Source organism: Flavobacterium ginsengisoli, from assembly GCF_029625315.1.
Lineage (GTDB): Bacteria > Bacteroidota > Bacteroidia > Flavobacteriales > Flavobacteriaceae > Flavobacterium > Flavobacterium ginsengisoli.
This window is the reverse complement of the sequence record NZ_CP121110.1, coordinates 4,965,636-4,981,333: the sequence shown is the minus strand read 5'-3', so window position 1 is coordinate 4,981,333 and position 15,698 is coordinate 4,965,636. Positions and strand designations below refer to the sequence as shown.

18 protein-coding genes and 1 riboswitch are annotated in these 15,698 nt (G+C 33.6%); of the genes, 4 read left to right on the top strand and 14 right to left on the bottom strand.

Annotated features, from left to right (window positions below; translation table 11 throughout):
• Window positions 1-7: 7 nt before the first annotated feature.
• The 5 genes from P5P87_RS23675 to P5P87_RS23655 form a co-directional block, all read right to left on the bottom strand.
• Window positions 8-514: a TolC family protein gene (locus P5P87_RS23675; RefSeq protein WP_278022828.1), complete on the bottom strand. Its 507-nt coding sequence runs from the start codon at window positions 512-514 to the stop codon at window positions 8-10.
• A 31-nt stretch (window positions 515-545) separates the two neighbouring features.
• A complete protein-coding gene (locus tag P5P87_RS23670; protein WP_479724220.1) occupies window positions 546-914 on the bottom strand; it encodes a hypothetical protein in 369 nt (122 codons plus the stop codon).
• Window positions 895-1,356, bottom strand: a complete 462-nt coding sequence (locus P5P87_RS23665) for a TolC family protein (protein WP_278020804.1) — start codon at window positions 1,354-1,356, stop codon at window positions 895-897. Before P5P87_RS23665 ends, P5P87_RS23670 begins: the two co-directional genes overlap by 20 nt.
• A gap of 335 nt (window positions 1,357-1,691) precedes the next feature.
• The gene (locus P5P87_RS23660) at window positions 1,692-2,162 is read right to left on the bottom strand and encodes a cupin domain-containing protein (RefSeq protein WP_278020803.1); all 471 of its coding nucleotides are present in this window, start codon (window positions 2,160-2,162) and stop codon (window positions 1,692-1,694) included.
• Between the two features lie 276 nt (window positions 2,163-2,438).
• Window positions 2,439-3,155 carry a quinone oxidoreductase family protein gene (locus P5P87_RS23655; protein WP_278020802.1) on the bottom strand — a complete coding sequence of 239 codons (717 nt, stop codon included), beginning with the start codon at window positions 3,153-3,155 and terminating at the stop codon, window positions 2,439-2,441.
• A gap of 92 nt (window positions 3,156-3,247) precedes the next feature.
• Between P5P87_RS23655 and P5P87_RS23650 the strand changes: the two genes are divergently transcribed.
• Window positions 3,248-3,622 (top strand): winged helix-turn-helix transcriptional regulator, encoded by a 375-nt coding sequence (locus P5P87_RS23650; protein WP_278020801.1) that lies wholly within the window; start codon window positions 3,248-3,250, stop codon window positions 3,620-3,622.
• Window positions 3,623-3,799: 177 nt separating this feature from the next.
• On the opposite strand, the gene P5P87_RS23645 is transcribed toward P5P87_RS23650, so the two are convergent.
• The 7 genes from P5P87_RS23645 to P5P87_RS23615 form a co-directional block, all read right to left on the bottom strand.
• Window positions 3,800-5,278: an aminotransferase class V-fold PLP-dependent enzyme gene (locus P5P87_RS23645; RefSeq protein ID WP_278020800.1), complete on the bottom strand. Its 1,479-nt coding sequence runs from the start codon at window positions 5,276-5,278 to the stop codon at window positions 3,800-3,802.
• A 143-nt stretch (window positions 5,279-5,421) separates the two neighbouring features.
• Entirely contained in the window at window positions 5,422-6,321 is a 900-nt protein-coding gene (locus tag P5P87_RS23640) for a TlpA disulfide reductase family protein (protein ID WP_278020799.1), read from the bottom strand.
• 247 nt (window positions 6,322-6,568) lie between these two features.
• Window positions 6,569-6,669: riboswitch (SAM riboswitch) on the bottom strand.
• 216 nt (window positions 6,670-6,885) lie between these two features.
• Window positions 6,886-7,341, bottom strand: a complete 456-nt coding sequence (locus P5P87_RS23635) for a response regulator (protein ID WP_198856533.1) — start codon at window positions 7,339-7,341, stop codon at window positions 6,886-6,888.
• A gap of 2 nt (window positions 7,342-7,343) precedes the next feature.
• On the bottom strand, window positions 7,344-9,200 hold the full coding sequence (locus tag P5P87_RS23630) for a PAS domain-containing sensor histidine kinase (RefSeq protein WP_278020798.1): 1,857 nt from the start codon (window positions 9,198-9,200) through the stop codon (window positions 7,344-7,346).
• 16 nt (window positions 9,201-9,216) lie between these two features.
• On the bottom strand, window positions 9,217-10,017 hold the full coding sequence (locus tag P5P87_RS23625; RefSeq protein ID WP_278020797.1) for a PAS domain-containing protein: 801 nt from the start codon (window positions 10,015-10,017) through the stop codon (window positions 9,217-9,219).
• A gap of 232 nt (window positions 10,018-10,249) precedes the next feature.
• Window positions 10,250-10,453: a hypothetical protein gene (locus P5P87_RS23620; RefSeq protein ID WP_278020796.1), complete on the bottom strand. Its 204-nt coding sequence runs from the start codon at window positions 10,451-10,453 to the stop codon at window positions 10,250-10,252.
• Window positions 10,454-10,630: 177 nt separating this feature from the next.
• Window positions 10,631-10,891 (bottom strand): hypothetical protein, encoded by a 261-nt coding sequence (locus tag P5P87_RS23615; RefSeq protein WP_198856536.1) that lies wholly within the window; start codon window positions 10,889-10,891, stop codon window positions 10,631-10,633.
• Window positions 10,892-11,109: 218 nt separating this feature from the next.
• Between P5P87_RS23615 and P5P87_RS23610 the strand changes: the two genes are divergently transcribed.
• The 3 genes from P5P87_RS23610 (at window position 11,110) to P5P87_RS23600 (ending at window position 13,667) form a co-directional block, all read left to right on the top strand.
• The gene (locus tag P5P87_RS23610) at window positions 11,110-11,940 is read left to right on the top strand and encodes a helix-turn-helix transcriptional regulator (protein WP_278020795.1); all 831 of its coding nucleotides are present in this window, start codon (window positions 11,110-11,112) and stop codon (window positions 11,938-11,940) included.
• A gap of 159 nt (window positions 11,941-12,099) precedes the next feature.
• The gene (gene ygiD / locus P5P87_RS23605; RefSeq protein ID WP_479724225.1) at window positions 12,100-12,933 is read left to right on the top strand and encodes a 4,5-DOPA-extradiol-dioxygenase; all 834 of its coding nucleotides are present in this window, start codon (window positions 12,100-12,102) and stop codon (window positions 12,931-12,933) included.
• A complete protein-coding gene (locus P5P87_RS23600) occupies window positions 12,930-13,667 on the top strand; it encodes an alpha/beta hydrolase (RefSeq protein ID WP_278020793.1) in 738 nt (245 codons plus the stop codon). The genes ygiD and P5P87_RS23600 overlap by 4 nt, the downstream gene beginning before the upstream one ends.
• A 68-nt stretch (window positions 13,668-13,735) precedes the next feature.
• Here the strand turns inward: P5P87_RS23600 and P5P87_RS23595 are convergent, their stop codons facing one another.
• Both P5P87_RS23595 and P5P87_RS23590 read right to left on the bottom strand, forming a co-directional pair.
• Window positions 13,736-14,836 (bottom strand): TonB-dependent receptor plug domain-containing protein, encoded by a 1,101-nt coding sequence (locus tag P5P87_RS23595; RefSeq protein ID WP_278020792.1) that lies wholly within the window; start codon window positions 14,834-14,836, stop codon window positions 13,736-13,738.
• Window positions 14,820-15,599 carry a TonB-dependent receptor gene (locus tag P5P87_RS23590; protein WP_278020791.1) on the bottom strand — a complete coding sequence of 260 codons (780 nt, stop codon included), beginning with the start codon at window positions 15,597-15,599 and terminating at the stop codon, window positions 14,820-14,822. The genes P5P87_RS23595 and P5P87_RS23590 overlap by 17 nt, the downstream gene beginning before the upstream one ends.
• Window positions 15,600-15,698 lie beyond the last annotated feature (99 nt).

Here is a 15,698-nt window from a genome sequence, read left to right as displayed (position 1 = left end):
AGATAAATTAAAGTTTGCCCATTGCGTATTGAAGTGAATAGTATTGAATAATCAAATCTAAATTGGCATTTACCAACGAAATACGAGAGTTGTTTAATTGTAATTCGGCATCTACAATCTCACTTATTAAAGCAAAATCATTGTCGTATCGGCTTTTTACAATTTTATAATTGCTCATAGACAATTCTACATCTTTCTTATAGGTTTTGATGTTTTCTTTGCTTTCTGCATATCTCACATAAGCATTTTTAACTTCTGTAGAAATCTGATCTTTGGTCACTTCTAGAGCTAAATTGCTTTTGTCAATTTCTAATTTGTCTCCGCTTATGCGATGTTTTAAATTGTAAAAACTAGAAATATCCCAATTTAAAGAAAGTCCTGCAGCCCAATAATTAAGTAGATTAACATAATTGGGCCATTGCGCCGGATATTCTGTATTTAGAATAAGATTTGCGTTTAAATTAGGTTTAAATCCGCTTTTGGTTAAACTCAATGATGATTCTGATAATTTGATTTTTACGGCCGCCCGTTTTATCTCTTCGCGGTTAGCAAAAGCTTCTTCTAAACTTTGCTTGCAAATTCATACTTTCTGTCGGAATCATGCTTTCTGCCACTTCTGGTTTCAGAATGGTATTATTTGGAAAACCAATCAATATATCAAGATAATTGCTGATTAATTCGATGGTATTGGTACTTCTAAAGACCGAAACCTTAAAGTTTGATTGCTGTAATTCGGTTCTTAAAAGATCACTCGTCAAGTTCTGGCCATTCTTTACACGCGATTTTAATTGATTGATTCGGATATCGGTATTTATAATATTTTGTTTTGTAACCTCAATCTGACGGTATAGTTTTTCGAGTGTAAAATATTGCTCTGTTATGGCATTTTTAACATCAGCTTCGGTCATTCTCACAGCAGATTGCTTGCATTTGGGTAATTAATTCCTGCTGATTAATTCTAGTATTAAGAGCGTTTCCTGCGTAAATTGGAAGTGAAGAAACAACATTGGCAAATGCCTGATGATTGTAATAATCTACAGTAACTTGGCTTTCATAAAATCCGTTATACAATTTAGGATCGCCAATATAATTGTATCCGCCGTTTAAGTTTATCCTTGGCATTTTTGCAATTTTAGCCTGACCAACATTTTCGTTAGCAATAGCCAAATCAGCATTTGCCAGTTTTAATTGCCGGTTATTTTTAATGCCTAATAAAATTGCTTCGTCGAGCCTTATTTTTTTTGCAGAAACGAGGCTAACGGTATCTTGTTGCGCAAAACTTAAGTTAGAACCGCGACACAATAAAACTAGAACCAAATGTTTTATGTTTGGAGCTCTAAATTGCCAATAACTCATTCGATTATATTGATTTAATTTTGCTTTTTTCGGGAATTTGTAATCAATATTATTTAGCAAACATTTCAGATAAACTTGCAAATTCACCTGTTTTTAAAGTAGCAGTACAGGCTTAGAAATTTGCTTTTTTTAAGGCAGTTATTTTTTGAATTAAATATAGATAATTAATAATCAATACTTTAAAACAAAAATTTAAAATGGTTTCATTTTATAAGATGAAACCATTTTGAAACTTTTTTAAGTCTATCCAAAGACAAAAAAAAAGCAATAATCAAGTAGATTATTGCTTTTTACAAATAAATCAAAATATAGTTTTCGGCGTATAATTCTATTTTTCAGCTTTTGCGAGCATCTAGCAAAACTGCCAATTGAATACAAGAAGAGTCTGAGCGATTGCTCCAAGCGTGATTGGTTCCTCTCTGAATTACGATATCTCCAGCTCTCAATAAAGTTTCCTCTTCATCAACAATTAGATAAATTTCACCAGAAATTATGATAATATAATCTAAAGTATCGGTCTGATGCATCAAAGGATGCGGTTGTCCTTCTGTGACTATAATGCCTAAATCTTTATCAGGTGGAATCTGGACGTAACGAAAATAGCTTCCGTTTTTGGGTGTGTTTGGAAAAGCCGTATTCTCAATAACTTTTTCTTCAAATTTCGCTGGTGTCGAATCTGTTGACCAGATATCCGAAATAATCAAACCCGGAAAATGTTCCGATACATTGGTCACAATTTCATCTTGTTCTATAATCGATTTTCCGTTTCGTAAACCAGTTACGATTCTTCTTGGTATTGTTTTCATTTAATTAATCTTCATTATTAATTTTCTGCCACGGTTTTGTTTTCTCTCAAAATCTTAAGCGCTTTATCTACCGTTTCTTTGCTCAATTCTCCTATTACATCAATATGGGGAGCTGTAATTATTTCATTCTCCACTAAATGATTCAATTCTGACAATCCTTTTTTATAGTAATCGTATTGCTTTTCAATTCCATAAGCATAGTTTGAAATATTATGAATTGTAGCTCCTTTCGAAAAAAGTATACCACGCGATTCTGCAGTAGAAAAGTTCGTAACATCAATATACTTTCCGTTTATTTTTAAAAGTTTTCTTTGCTATTTCAGCAACATTATTTCCAACTAAATCTACTGCTATATCAAATTTTTTATTTCCATTTAAAACAAAAGTCGCTTCGTAAATTGCTTCTTTTCTGTAATTGATAATTTGTTCTGGTCTGACTCCAAGATTTAATAAAGATTTTATACTTTCTTCGTTTCCAGCTGTTACCACAAAATTGGTAAAACCTTTAGCGATAAGCAGTTTAATAAAAACGTTTCCTACTCCTCCAGCCGCACCTGTAATCAATATCGAATCGGTTAACGTAACATTCATTCTCTTAAAAGACTGCAAAGCCGTAAGTCCAGCTGATGGAATTCCTGCCGCCTCTTCAAAAGAAATATTCTGAGGTTTTTTTACTGCAATTCCTTCTGGAATACAAATATATTCTGCATAAGTACCATTTGACCCCATACTTCCAGAACCGCAAAAAATAGCATCTCCAATTTTAAATTCCGTAACCTCAGCGCCAATTGCTGTAATTATACCCGAAAATTCTCTTCCTAAAATTGGCGAATGTATTAGCTTTCTTTCCGAGCCGTTTTCGGTCATTTGATAATCAATCGGATTAAATCCTGAAGCCATAATTTTTACCTGAATCTGATGTGGTTCAGGTTGTGGAATTGCTACTGTTTCCAGCTTAAATTCTCGGTTTTCCTGTAATACAATTGCTTTCATTTTTATCATTTTAGTTTACAAAAGTATCGCCGTAATGCTTTATTTTTGTTATGGGTTAACCCAAGGTAACCGGTTACCAAATAGATACTAGTATGGCAAAAATTAACGATAATGGAGTGCTTCGCGAAGCCAATTGTTCTGAAGAACTCATGGCAATGCGTGACAGTCTTGATGTTTTGGGCGGTAAATGGAAATTGATGATTCTAAGGTTTTTAACCAACAGAACGCATCAGGTGATTCATTTTAAAAAAATGCAACGTGAAATTGATGGTATTTCGGCTAAAATGCTCAGCAAAGAACTCAAAGAATTGGAGACCAATTTACTCATTACCAGATCTGAACAAAATACCAAACCAGCGACTGTCGTTTATGCCATTACCGAATATGGCAAATCGGTGCTTCCTGTTACCGAAACCTTAGTCAATTGGGGATTGGCACATAGAGAAAAAAATTATCGAATCGATTAGTAAATAAATTTTAAACACATAGAAAGATAGTTTTATCTATAAATACGTTTCAGTTGTTCAAAAACATAGCGATTTGAGAAACTAGTTTATTTCTAAGTCTTTTTACAAAATAGAAAAATCTATGTTTCTATGGGTAAAACCTAACAGGTTCTGAAAACCTATTAGGACTACTACTAACTAATCTAACTTAAACCAATCTTTTACCTCTTTTTCTATATTATCTTTTATTTTGGGATTTTCAAATTCGTTTGAAACCGAATTATATTCGTAATCTTTTTTCCATTTTTTATAATTCAACGCTACTTTTTCAATTGCGTCACAGATATAAAAAAGTTCTTCATTAGTCGTAATGGGATGCAAGGATAAACGAACCCAACCTGGTTTATTGGTCTGATTTCGTTGCAATAATTCATTGGTAATTTCAGCCGATTTCTTTTCATTGATATTGAAGAGATAATGCGCATAAGTACTGGCGCAAGACCAGCCTCCGCGAACCTGAATCCCGAAACGATCATTTAAAAGCCTTACAATCAAATTGTAGTGAATATCTTCGATTACAAAAGAAACACAGCCAATTCTTTCTGTTGTTAAATCTCCTAGAATAGATAATCCGGGAATTTTTTGTAGTCTAGAAAAACAGAGATCGAGCAATTCTTTTTCTCTATTTTTAATATTTTCCACTCCCATCTGCTCTTTTAATTCTAAAGCCAAAGCAGTTCTAATAACTTGAAGAAAACCTGGGGTTCCACCATCTTCTCTAACTTCTATAACATCGCTATAACAATATTTTCCTAAAGGATTGGTCCATTTTACGTTGCCTCCACCTGGATTATCAGGAAAATCGGATTGGTATAATTTTTCATTGAAAACCAAAATACCGCAAGTTCCAGGTCCGCCTAAAAATTTATGAGGCGAAAAGAAAATCGCATCCAATTGTTCTTCTGGATCTTTTGGATGCATATTGATTTTGACATATGGTGCAGAAGCCGCAAAATCTACAAAACAAAGTCCACCATTTTGATGCATAATTTTGGCCAATTCATGATATGGCGTAATAATTCCGGTAACATTCGAACAAGCCGTAAACGAACCTATTTTTAAGCTTCGATCGGCATATTTTTTAATTTCATCTGAAAGAACTTTTGGATCAACCAGATTGTTTTCGTCTGGCGAAAGAATTACAACATCTGCATTAATTTCATACCACGGAACTTGATTGGAATGATGTTCCATGTGCGTGATAAAAACAACTGGTTTATCTGCTTCCAATTCGTAGTTTTTTCGCACTCCAATAATACGCTGCAGTTTAGATAAAGCAGCCGTCATTCCGCTTCCTGTTGTAACTAAAACATCTGATTCGCTGGCATTAACCGCTTTTTTAATAATTTCTCTAGCGTGCTGATAGGCATAAGTAGACGTTTTTCCTGTCTGACTAGAAAATGAATGCGTATTGGCTATCATTGGACCAATTTTATTGAGCATTATATCTTCGATCGGAGTGTATAATCTTCCACTGGCAACCCAGTCTGCATAAACTAGATTTTGTTCTCCGTAAACCGATTCAAAAGTATGCTCAATTCCTACTGTGTTTTCTCTAAACTTAGAGAAGTGACACTCCGATTCTGTTGGTTTTGTTGTTGGCTCAATAGCATTCATATCCTTATCATTTTAAATTAACTAATTGTATTTTTTGTTGTGCTTTTTTTAGAATCAAATTTTATTCTCCAAAAGCGCTTTTAATGTAGACTGCAATTCTTCTCCGTGCAGGTTTTTGGCAACGATTATTCCTTTTGAATCTACTAGATAATTACCCGAATTGCTCTTACTCCATATAATTTGGCAACAGCACTGTTCCAGAAAAGCAAGTCAGAAACATGTGTCCATGTCAAATTATCGTCTTGAATTCCTTTAATCCAATTTTCTTTCTTTTTATCTAATGAAATTGCTACAATATTGAATCCTTTATCATGAAATTCTTTGTAAGCCGCAACAATATTTGGATTCTCTTTTCGGCATGGTCCGCACCATGAAGCCCAAAAATCAACCAAAGTGTAGCCTTTTAAATTATCATAAAGGCGAACTGGCTTTCCATCAGGATCTTTGGCAGTAAAATCTGGGGCTTTTTTACCAACCGCTAATCCGTCTAACACGGTAACCAGTTCTTTTAGTTCTTTCACGTAAGTGATATTCTGAAGGCTTTTATCTAATAAAGCAATATTTTGAGTGATTTGCTCTGGTGTTAATCTATACGACCAGTTTCTATATAAAACATAAGCCGAAACAATAGATTTTGGATGTTCTGTAATGAATTTACTAATTTCAACATCTTTGGTCTTTTTATAGGTTTCGAACAAATCTTGAGAAGCCGAACCTTCAACCACAGAAGCCGTATAATATTTCTTCGGACTTAGTTTTACTGTTATCGGATCTTTTTCAAGAAAAATATACAATGGCGAACTTTCTGTATTAACGCTTAGACCATATAATTCTGGCGTTTTTACTTTCGTTTTAAAACTAAAATTTCCGTCTTTTACTTTTACAGAATCAATAGTCGTAAACATTTTATTGTGAAACTTCTGCAGGTAAACATATTGTGCCACTGTGTCGACAACAGTTCCTTTCAATTGTAAATTGCTTTCCTGAGCTTGAGTTTGAAGCGCTCCAAGAAACAAAGCAAAACCTAGTAGTATTTTTTTCATTTTATTTTTAGTATTTTAAGATTAGACAAAAGAATTTTGTGCCAATGCCTAAAGCCATCAGCGCTATTGTTATTTTATAAAAGAAATCTGGAAAAGATTACTGTTTTAGAATTCAGAAAAAAGCAAAGCTATTTTCTTCAAAAATTGAATTCAAAAGTTCATAACCGGCATATAATATTGATTCTGCTTTCATTGTAATAAAAATTTTTAGTATGGATGATCTTAAACAGATTTACTGAAGAAATCTTTCTTATCTACCCGCACACGGCGGAAGGATTTAGCACCTTATTCGGCAACAGGTTGCTAAGACTTCATTGGGCCTATTCCCTCAGTCTTTCTGGATAAGTATCATTATATAACTTTTCTGTGATACAAATATATACTAATTCTACATAATTAGTCAAGTTTAAAATATAATTTTTTGTTTTTTTTTATTAAAAAAATACTTTTACAAATCACAAATACATAAAAATCAATAAATTAAACCTGAAAACATTATTTAGGAACGGCATTTTTTATAAAAGAAATTCATACGTTTTACACTTAAAAGAGAAAAAACATTATTTATTCTGGAAGAAAAACGTGCAAATATTTATTTTTTTCAAGGCTAGAAAGACCTTCTTTCAGTCCGTTTTTGAGGTTTGAAGTAATTAATCCCAACACTTGTTTTAGATCATTGAAATTATTGGGTTTCACAAAATAACAGACAGCACCCAAATTGGCAGCGGCATCCATATCATTTTTATATGACGAAGTCGAAATCATTATTACGGGAATGTCTTTATAATGTTCCTCTGCCTTTAATTGTTTTAAACATTCCCAGCCATTCATAATCGGCATATTTAAATCTAAGAAAACTACGCCTGGCACTTTATCTTGAGCTTTCAACAATTTTAGCACTCCGCTTCCATTTTCAGAACAATGGCAAACAATACTTTCATCTATCTCCGCCAATGCTTCACAGAACATTTCTGCATCGTCCTTATCATCATCAGCTAATAAAATCATATTTTCTCCCATAATTAAATGTCTTTTGCTTTTTGTACAAACGGCAAGGTAATAATAAAAATAGCTCCTTTATTAGAAATTCCTGTTGCAGTAATGCTTCCGCCATGACGTTCGGCTATTTTTTTGCAAAGTGACAAACCTAAACCTGTGCCTTCGTATCGATCCTTAGAATTTAATCGCGTAAAAGTTTCAAAAATGCGTCCTGTTTGATCAAGGTCAAAACCAATTCCGTTATCCTCTACTGTAATTATTGCCACTTTATTACCTGCTTCAATTTGTTCTGTTGCTGTAATATTAATTTGAGGCGGAATGTTTTCTTGGGCGAATTTAATAGAATTATTAATTAGATTATAAAACAGCTGATATAGCAATACCGAAGCTCCTTCTATAACTGGAAGCTCTTCAAAATAAATTTTGCCATTTGCTTCCTGAAGCGCAATTTCAAGATCATTTTCTATGTTTTTAATCACTTCGTTTAAATCGACTATTGTTGTTTTTTGCGAATCGGCATTCATTTTAGAATACGCAAGAACACCATCAATCATATTAAACATACGATCTGCTGCAACATGAATTCGTTCAATATATTTTGATGAAGATTCGTCTAACTGCTCTTCCATATGCTCTTCTAAGCGGCTCAAAAATGTCTTTATTTTTCGAACAGGCTCTTTTAAATCGTGCGAAGCAACGTGAGCAAACTGCTGTAAATCTTCATTAGAACGCTGTAATTCTTTGGTACGATCTGCTACTAGAATTTCTAGTTTTTCGGTCGTAGACTTTTGTTCATGAATATCGGTACAAGTTCCAAACCAATTAGTAAGCACCCCTTCTTTATCTCTAATAGGAAGCGCTTTACTTAAAAACCAGCGGTATTCGCCTGTATTTGCATTTCTTAAGCGAAACTCTATCTGATAAGGAAATTCTGCACGAACACTTTCGTACCATCTTTTAGAAACCAAATACACATCATCGGGATGCAATTTTGAAATCCAGCTCGAATCTCCAAATTCATGTTCTTCAAAACCTGTATATTCGTACCAGCGACTGTTGTAGTAATCGACAAAACCATCTGGATCTGCTGTCCAAATAATTTGAGGAATAAGATCTGCAAGCTGTCTAAACTTTTCTTCGCTTTCTGTGATAACGTTTTGAAGTTCTTTCTGCGAAGTAATATCACTTGATGCTCCAAACCATTCGATAATTTTTTCTTGATCGTCTAATATCGGAACTACTCTTGAAAAAACCCATCTAACAGAATCGTCCTCATTAACTGCTTTGTGTTCCATTTCAAAAATGGATTTTTCGACAATCGATTTAGAAATAAGGTCAACGGCTTGTCGCAAATCTGTAGTATGAATAAACTTATCTAACCAATTGATGCCACGTTCTCCCGAATTAGACAAGCCTCCTTCTCCTTCCAAATTTTGCATAATCATCCAATCGGCATCCATTCGATAAACCAAGTCTGATGATGCGTTGACTAAAGCTCGAAAACGGCTTTCGCTTTCTTCCATTTTTTGGCGCGCCACAACTTGTTGTGTAACCTCAACCGCTACTTGAATCATTCCTGTTATTTCTCCATCTTCAATTAACGGACGATAAGCCAAGTTATAATAATAGTCTTTTAATTCTCCTGTTCGATTATGCGGAACCAAAACTTCACTTTGGTCAAAAGGAATTCCTTCGTTGTAAACCTTTAAAACCTGTTCCCAAACATATTGTCCTTCCAGTTCTGGCAAGACATCAATCAAGCGCATTCCGATAATTTCTTCTCCGCGACCAATCATTTGCAACATATGCTTATTGATTTGCTCAATTACAAGATTATCGCCTCGCAACACTAACGTTGGTGCCGGTGTTTGATGAATCATTTTGCGGAAACGATTCTCACTTTGTCTGCAATTTTTCTTCAGCTTGTTTGCTTTCTGTAATATCCCTTGTAGTTCCTGCGACAAACTCTACTTCTCCTTTTTCATTAAAAACAGGAACAAAAATATAATCGTAAATTCTTCTTCCCAATTCGGCGTGAGGAAAAGAAACCGTTCCTCGAATTGGTTTTCTCTCAGAAATCACAGTATCTATTTCTTTTTCGTGCATTTCGGCATGCCAATCTTCGTAACCATTTTCAATTAAACCGCGTCCAATAGAGTCTTCTGCCGTTTTTCCCCACATGCTCAACAAAGCTTTGTTAGCATAGGCAAACTTATAATCGCGATCAAATACATAAACCAAATCTGGTGTCCCATTTAATATAGAATCATAAAGTCTTTTTTGTTTTTCTGCATCAATCAATGCATTATTCAGAGCAGTTTCGGCATGCTTCTTTTCGGTAACATCTTCCATTGTCACGACTAACATTTCGTCTTGTTTTACAACAGTAAATCCGAAACATTGTTTTCCATTTTCATCGCCGTACCATTGCTCAAAATTGGCTGTAATACCAGTTTCTGCCGTTTCAATAAATTGCTCCAAAATATTGGTTCCTTCTATTTTAGAGAAAATCGTACTGAATCTTTTGCCTTTGTAGTCTTTATTATCGATCCAGTTTATAATACAAGAATTAAACAACAATATTGAAAAATCTTCGACTTTGTCTTTATTATCGTACAAAGATTTTAAAACTGCAATTCCATTAGGTGCAGAATTAAAAACGGTCTGAAAAAGCTCTAAATTACTTATTAGCTCCATTATCGTACTGAGTGATAGTTTTCTAAAGTTGTCTTATAGTGTAAAAGGCATGTAAATTGTTAATTTCCTTCTCAAATATAGAGAAAAACGTTTTTACTTTAAACATTTGTTAAAAATGATTTTGATTTAATAAGACATCTTTAAACCCCATTATCAATCTCCTATTATGCATAGCAACAAAAAAGCTGAATCGTTAGGATTCAGCTTTTCGTTTTATACATTTACTAGTAAATTACTTCTTAATAGAATCAGCCTTAACTGTTGCTGTTGTGTCTATATCGACTGTATCCATGTCTGGTCCTACAGTGTCCATTGTTTTTTGAATAGAATCATTTTCATATGAATCTATCGTAGTGCTTTCGTTTTTTTTACAAGAAAATGATAATCCTGCCAAAAAAACTAAGAGGGCAATTTTTATTTTTATTTGCTTTTTCATAATCGTATATTTTTAATTGAATATTTTCTTCTTTAAATATTATAAAAATAGCGATTTCAGCTTTTAGTTTTTTTACACAATTCCACTAACTTGTTATATATCAACAAATTTACTTTATAAAAATGCTAAACTAGTAATAAAAAAGAGCAGAAGTTTTTCTGCTCTTTTTTATCATTTTTAATCTATTTTAGTTGCATCATTTTCGGCAATATCTCTATTGAAATTATTTTTATGCCTAAGTTCTTCATAATCGGCATCATCTCCCCAATCGCCTGTGTTTTGTTGATGAATAGGATGATTTTCTTCGTTTAACAGTTCCTGTTTGTTTTCATCATTTGGAAAATACATATGGTATCCTAAGATTGGATCCCAATTTGATTCTTGAGTACGATCAATACCATCTTGGAATAAATCGTTTTGTTCATTTCTTGTATCCATTTTCTATAATTTTATACTCTCAAAAATTGAAAGCCCGATTATTATTTCATTCCTAAGTTAGTAAAATTCAATAAATTAAACCATAACTACTTATATCATTTAACGAAAAATTTACATGATTTGCTTATAGACTTTCAATTGATTTTTGATTTAACCAATAGTCTCCAATAAAATGTCTAAGAATAATAATTACCTTTAGATTCCGCTAAACACCAATTATGACTGAGATTTTCAAAATGTTTAAGATTACGGCTGCCGAATCTGAAAAAATTATGCAATCGGTAAATGAACCTCATGCACATGATTTTGAAGAACTCATAATTGGAAATAAAGGCCAGTTAGAACATTTTATAGATTTTCAGTCCAAATTGATTGAAGCGCCTTTTATTAGTTTTGTGACTCAAGGAAAAATTCATCGCGCAAAACCTCTCATAAAAGATGGAGATTGCGATATGTGGGTTTTACGATTTAAAAGCGAATTCATCGCTGAATCTACTTTCAGTCTTTACGCTTCTTTTCATGACAAAGCGAATATTAGCTTGCAAAGCAATTATTGTTTTGAAAAATTAGATACCATCTGTAAAATTATTTTTGATGAATACGAACAAGAAGCTCCTGATCTTGCTGTTATCAAACAATTATTGAGCGCGCTTTTTACCATTATCGAATCGGAAAGACGAAAGCTAAATTTAGATAACGCTGAATCGAAAAAAATTCAGAGTTCTACTTTTAAAAACTTTTTGAGGTTATTAGAACAGCATTACAAAGAATCTAAAGATGTTAATTTTTACGCTGAAAAACTCTTTATGACTTCACGCAACTTAAATATTATCTGCCAAAATATTTTACAGCAAAGTGTTTCGGAAATTATTGAAACTAGAAAATTAACCGAAGCCAAAAACTTATTAATGACAACAGATAAAAACATTGCCGAAATAGGTTACGAACTCGGATTTAATGAAAAAACCTATTTTACGCACGCTTTTAAACGAAAAGCAGGAATGACTCCAACAGAATTTAGAGAAGAAATGAAAAAGCTTCTTTCTTAAAAACACAACCTTTCTTCCGAAAATCGTTACCCCTTTCGTTGTAATTAAATGCAATTTTGTATCACAAATAAAAGATACTTTTTAAGCAATTAATTATAAAAAATGAATCGTAAAGATTTTCTAAAAACCATGGCAATTTTACCTATCGGAGCTGCAGCAATGAAACTCAGCTCACTTAAAACCGCTGTAGATGCTTTTGGGCCTACAGAACGAATGCCAGTTCTTTTTCTAGGACACGGAAATCCGATGAATGCATTGGCAGATAATAATTTTACTCAAGGCTTTCAACAAGTGGCAAAAACACTTCCAAAACCAAGAGCGATACTTTGTATTTCTGCACACTGGGAAACCAAAGGAACTTTTGTAACGGCAATGCAAAAACCGCCAACTATTCATGATTTTGGAGGTTTTCCGCAAGCACTTTTTGATGTGCAATATCCTGCACCTGGAAGTCCAGAATTAGCCTTAGAAACACAAAAATTAATCACTTCAACTTCGGTTGGATTAGATAACAGTTGGGGGTTGGATCATGGATGTTGGACGGTTGTCAAATTTCTTTATCCAAATGCCGATATTCCGGTTATCGAAATGAGTATCGATTACTCGCAACCAGCATTATATCATTATGAACTAGGAAAAGAGCTAGCTGCTTTACGCCGAAAAGGTATTCTTATTGTTGGAAGCGGAAATACTGTTCACAATTTACGTCTTGCCGCTTGGGACAAAATGATGGTTCCAGGTTACGCTTTTGAATGGGCGCATATTGCGAATGAAAAAATGAAAAACATGATTTTGGATAAGGATCACAAATCGCTCATTCAATTTGACAAACAAGGAAGAGAATTTGAATTGGCCGTTCCAACTCCAGAACATTATCTTCCGTTATTGTACATTTTATCGCTTCAGGAAAAAGACGAAAAAGCAACGATTTTCAATGATGAGCTTGTGGCTGGATCACTCAACATGATGTCTGTAAAAATAGACAAAGCATGAGTTTAAAAAAGTCTTTTTGGATTGCATTTGCCGTCCTTATTACCCTATCAATTTTCAGTTTTACGATTATGAATTCAACTAAAGAAAAAACTAAACTGCATTATTTAATTAGAGAACCCAAAATAAAAACGGCAAATCCGCCTTTGGTGATTTTGCTTCATGGCGTTGGCGGAAACGAGCAAAATCTTTTTTCGTTTGCACCAGAATTGCCTGATAATTTTGTGGTGGTGTCTGCTCGCGGACCATTGACTTTTGGAGCAAATAGTTTCGCTTGGTTTCAGGTAGATTTTTCTACTGGAAAACCTCAGATAAATGCTGAACAGGCCGAAAATTCAAGATTAATGCTAATTGATTTTATTAATGATTTAAAATCTGAAGTCCATTTTAATTCTGAAGAAGTTTACTTAATGGGATTTAGCCAAGGCGGAATCATGAGCTATAGTGTTGCACTTACCGCTCCAGAAAAAGTGAAAGGAATTGCCGTAATGAGCGGAAGACTTTTGCCAGAAATAAAACCTTTTATGGCAAATGAAAAGCGTCTTGAAAAACTTAAAATCCTTATTTCTCACGGAAAACAAGATGCTGTTTTAAATTATCAATACGCCATAGACGCTTCTGATTTTCTAAAAACAAAAAATTTACACCCTGATTTTCATTCTTACGAAGAAGGTCACACCGTAAATAGACAAATGTTTGATGATGTCAATCTTTGGCTAAAAAACAATAGTCTTTAACAAAAAAGCCTGTAAACGTAATGTTTACAGGCTTTTTTACAATAATCTAATTCCCTAAATAAAGTAATTTAAAAAGTAACTAATTTCACTCCCAATGTAAACCATCTTGAAGGCAGTGGGACTGCTCCTACTTCATAATACGTTGCATTGAAAATATTTTGTCCATCTAAGAAAATGGTGAATTTATTAATTGCCTGGCTTACTCTAAAGTCATTTACCCAATAAGAAGGCCCTGTAATTCTTTCGTTAAAACGAGTTGCAAACATTACAGATAGATTTCTAAACTGATAATCTATCGTATTGGTAATTTGATGTTTTAATGAAGAAATTGCATATTTTGAATACGTTTCTGTACGTGCTGTTTTAAATTCAGAATCTAAATAAGTGTATCCTAAAAGAATGTTTAATCTAGAATCTTTAGAGAAATCAAATCTGTAAGTTCCACGTAAGTTGATTCCGTTTGTGTTCAAATCTCCAGTGTTCTGACTTTGCCAAGGCACCGTTGTTTCGTTACGCATCCAATCGATATAATTCTCAATTTTTCTGTAGAAATAATTCGCATTTAAGCTCAAAGCTTTTTTGTTGTATTTAAATCCAACTTCACTCTGAAACGCATTTTCTGAATCTAAATCTGGATTTCCGATATTTCCAGTTTGTTTCAAATACAAATCCGTAAACGATGGAATTCTTTGGCTTGTTCCCACATTTCCAATAATTTTAAATGCGTCAGTAATTGCATAACTTGCATCAATTCCTGGATAAATCTGCCATTTGTAATCTGAATTATAGTTTAAATACGTTCCGATGTTTACATCTAACTTTTCCGTAAAACTTGTTCTGTACTCGGCATAAAGACCAACATTATCGCGATCATGATCTCCAATGTTTGAAGAGTGAATATTTTCGTTTCTAAATTCAGCTCCAAAACCAATTTCTCCTTTAGATAATTTAACTGTAGAATTCAATTCTCCCGCAATAGAATTCGTATAATGCTGACTTCTTCCAACTGTCAAATTTGAATTTCCTAAATAACGGTAATCATCATAATTGTATCTGTAAGTTACTCTCGGCATAATTTTCCAACTATCCGTAATTTGATGATTTGATTGAATGTTAGCAAATGTAGTCTGAACAATTTCGGTAGCATTTTTATCAGTTGGAGCAGACATAAAATCCGTTAGCACCAAATCCGTTATTGATGTAACCTGCAGAACCTAAAATTTCGTTTTTATCATTGATCTGCACATTTCCTTGGTAGAAAATTTTATTGTTTTCGAATGCTGTATTGTAACGGTAACCGTTGCTTTTATCATGCGAAGCAAAAATTAAATGTTGCTGTTTTTCTTTTCCTAAAACAGCTCCAGCTTGAATTCCTGTTCCGTAATAGGTATCTCCAGTGTCTTCCGTGTCTTTTTCGAAATTAGAACCTGCATAAGTGCTAACCAAAAAACCAGAATCGGTTGGTTTTTTCGTAATAATATTAATAGCTCCCGTTAAACTGTTGATTCCGTAAATTCTTGCAGCCGGACCACGAACAACTTCGATTCTCTCTATTGCCTCAACCGGAAGAGGAAGATTCAACATATTATGAGCCGTTTGCGAATCGATAACTTTTGCTCCATTCAATAAAACAACTGTTTGCTCAAAACTTCCTCCATCAACACTAATGTCAGCTTGCGTTCCAAAAGGTCCTCTTTGTCTAATGTCTACTCCGTTGGCATATTGCAATACTTCTTGCAAGGTTCTTCCTGGAAGTTTTTTTATTGTTTCGCTAGAGATAACATAAACGTTTCTGTTTTGTTTAGAAATTGGCGTGTTAAAACGACCTTCGTTAATAATGACTTCATCCATTTGGTTGATGGAATCGTTTTTTGTCTGTGCGTAAAAATTGGTACAAATTACTGTAAAAACAGCAAAATAGATTTTTTTCATTTTGGTTTACTATTTTTTTGGCAAAAGTAAACTCTTACCGTACCAACAAAGCATACCAGTTTAATAATTACAAGTAGTCCGGTTGAAATTCTATTCTAT

Bases quoted from the DNA above. Each gene is read 5' to 3' on its own strand.
- P5P87_RS23665 (WP_278020804.1), bottom strand. From the start codon at position 1,356: ATGAGTTATTGGCAATTTAGAGCTCCAAACATAAAACATTTGGTTCTA.
- P5P87_RS23660 (WP_278020803.1), bottom strand. From the start codon at position 2,162: ATGAAAACAATACCAAGAAGAATCGTAACTGGTTTACGAAACGGAAAA.
- P5P87_RS23655 (WP_278020802.1), bottom strand. From the start codon at position 3,155: ATGAAAGCAATTGTATTACAGGAAAACCGAGAATTTAAGCTGGAAACA.
- P5P87_RS23650 (WP_278020801.1), top strand. From the start codon at position 3,248: ATGGCAAAAATTAACGATAATGGAGTGCTTCGCGAAGCCAATTGTTCT.
- P5P87_RS23645 (WP_278020800.1), bottom strand. From the start codon at position 5,278: ATGAATGCTATTGAGCCAACAACAAAACCAACAGAATCGGAGTGTCAC.
- P5P87_RS23640 (WP_278020799.1), bottom strand. From the start codon at position 6,321: ATGAAAAAAATACTACTAGGTTTTGCTTTGTTTCTTGGAGCGCTTCAA.
- P5P87_RS23635 (WP_198856533.1), bottom strand. From the start codon at position 7,341: ATGGGAGAAAATATGATTTTATTAGCTGATGATGATAAGGACGATGCA.
- P5P87_RS23630 (WP_278020798.1), bottom strand. From the start codon at position 9,200: ATGATTCATCAAACACCGGCACCAACGTTAGTGTTGCGAGGCGATAAT.
- P5P87_RS23625 (WP_278020797.1), bottom strand. From the start codon at position 10,017: ATGGAGCTAATAAGTAATTTAGAGCTTTTTCAGACCGTTTTTAATTCT.
- P5P87_RS23620 (WP_278020796.1), bottom strand. From the start codon at position 10,453: ATGAAAAAGCAAATAAAAATAAAAATTGCCCTCTTAGTTTTTTTGGCA.
- P5P87_RS23615 (WP_198856536.1), bottom strand. From the start codon at position 10,891: ATGGATACAAGAAATGAACAAAACGATTTATTCCAAGATGGTATTGAT.
- P5P87_RS23610 (WP_278020795.1), top strand. From the start codon at position 11,110: ATGACTGAGATTTTCAAAATGTTTAAGATTACGGCTGCCGAATCTGAA.
- ygiD (WP_479724225.1), top strand. From the start codon at position 12,100: ATGAAACTCAGCTCACTTAAAACCGCTGTAGATGCTTTTGGGCCTACA.
- P5P87_RS23600 (WP_278020793.1), top strand. From the start codon at position 12,930: ATGAGTTTAAAAAAGTCTTTTTGGATTGCATTTGCCGTCCTTATTACC.
- P5P87_RS23595 (WP_278020792.1), bottom strand. From the start codon at position 14,836: ATGTCTGCTCCAACTGATAAAAATGCTACCGAAATTGTTCAGACTACA.
- P5P87_RS23590 (WP_278020791.1), bottom strand. From the start codon at position 15,599: ATGAAAAAAATCTATTTTGCTGTTTTTACAGTAATTTGTACCAATTTT.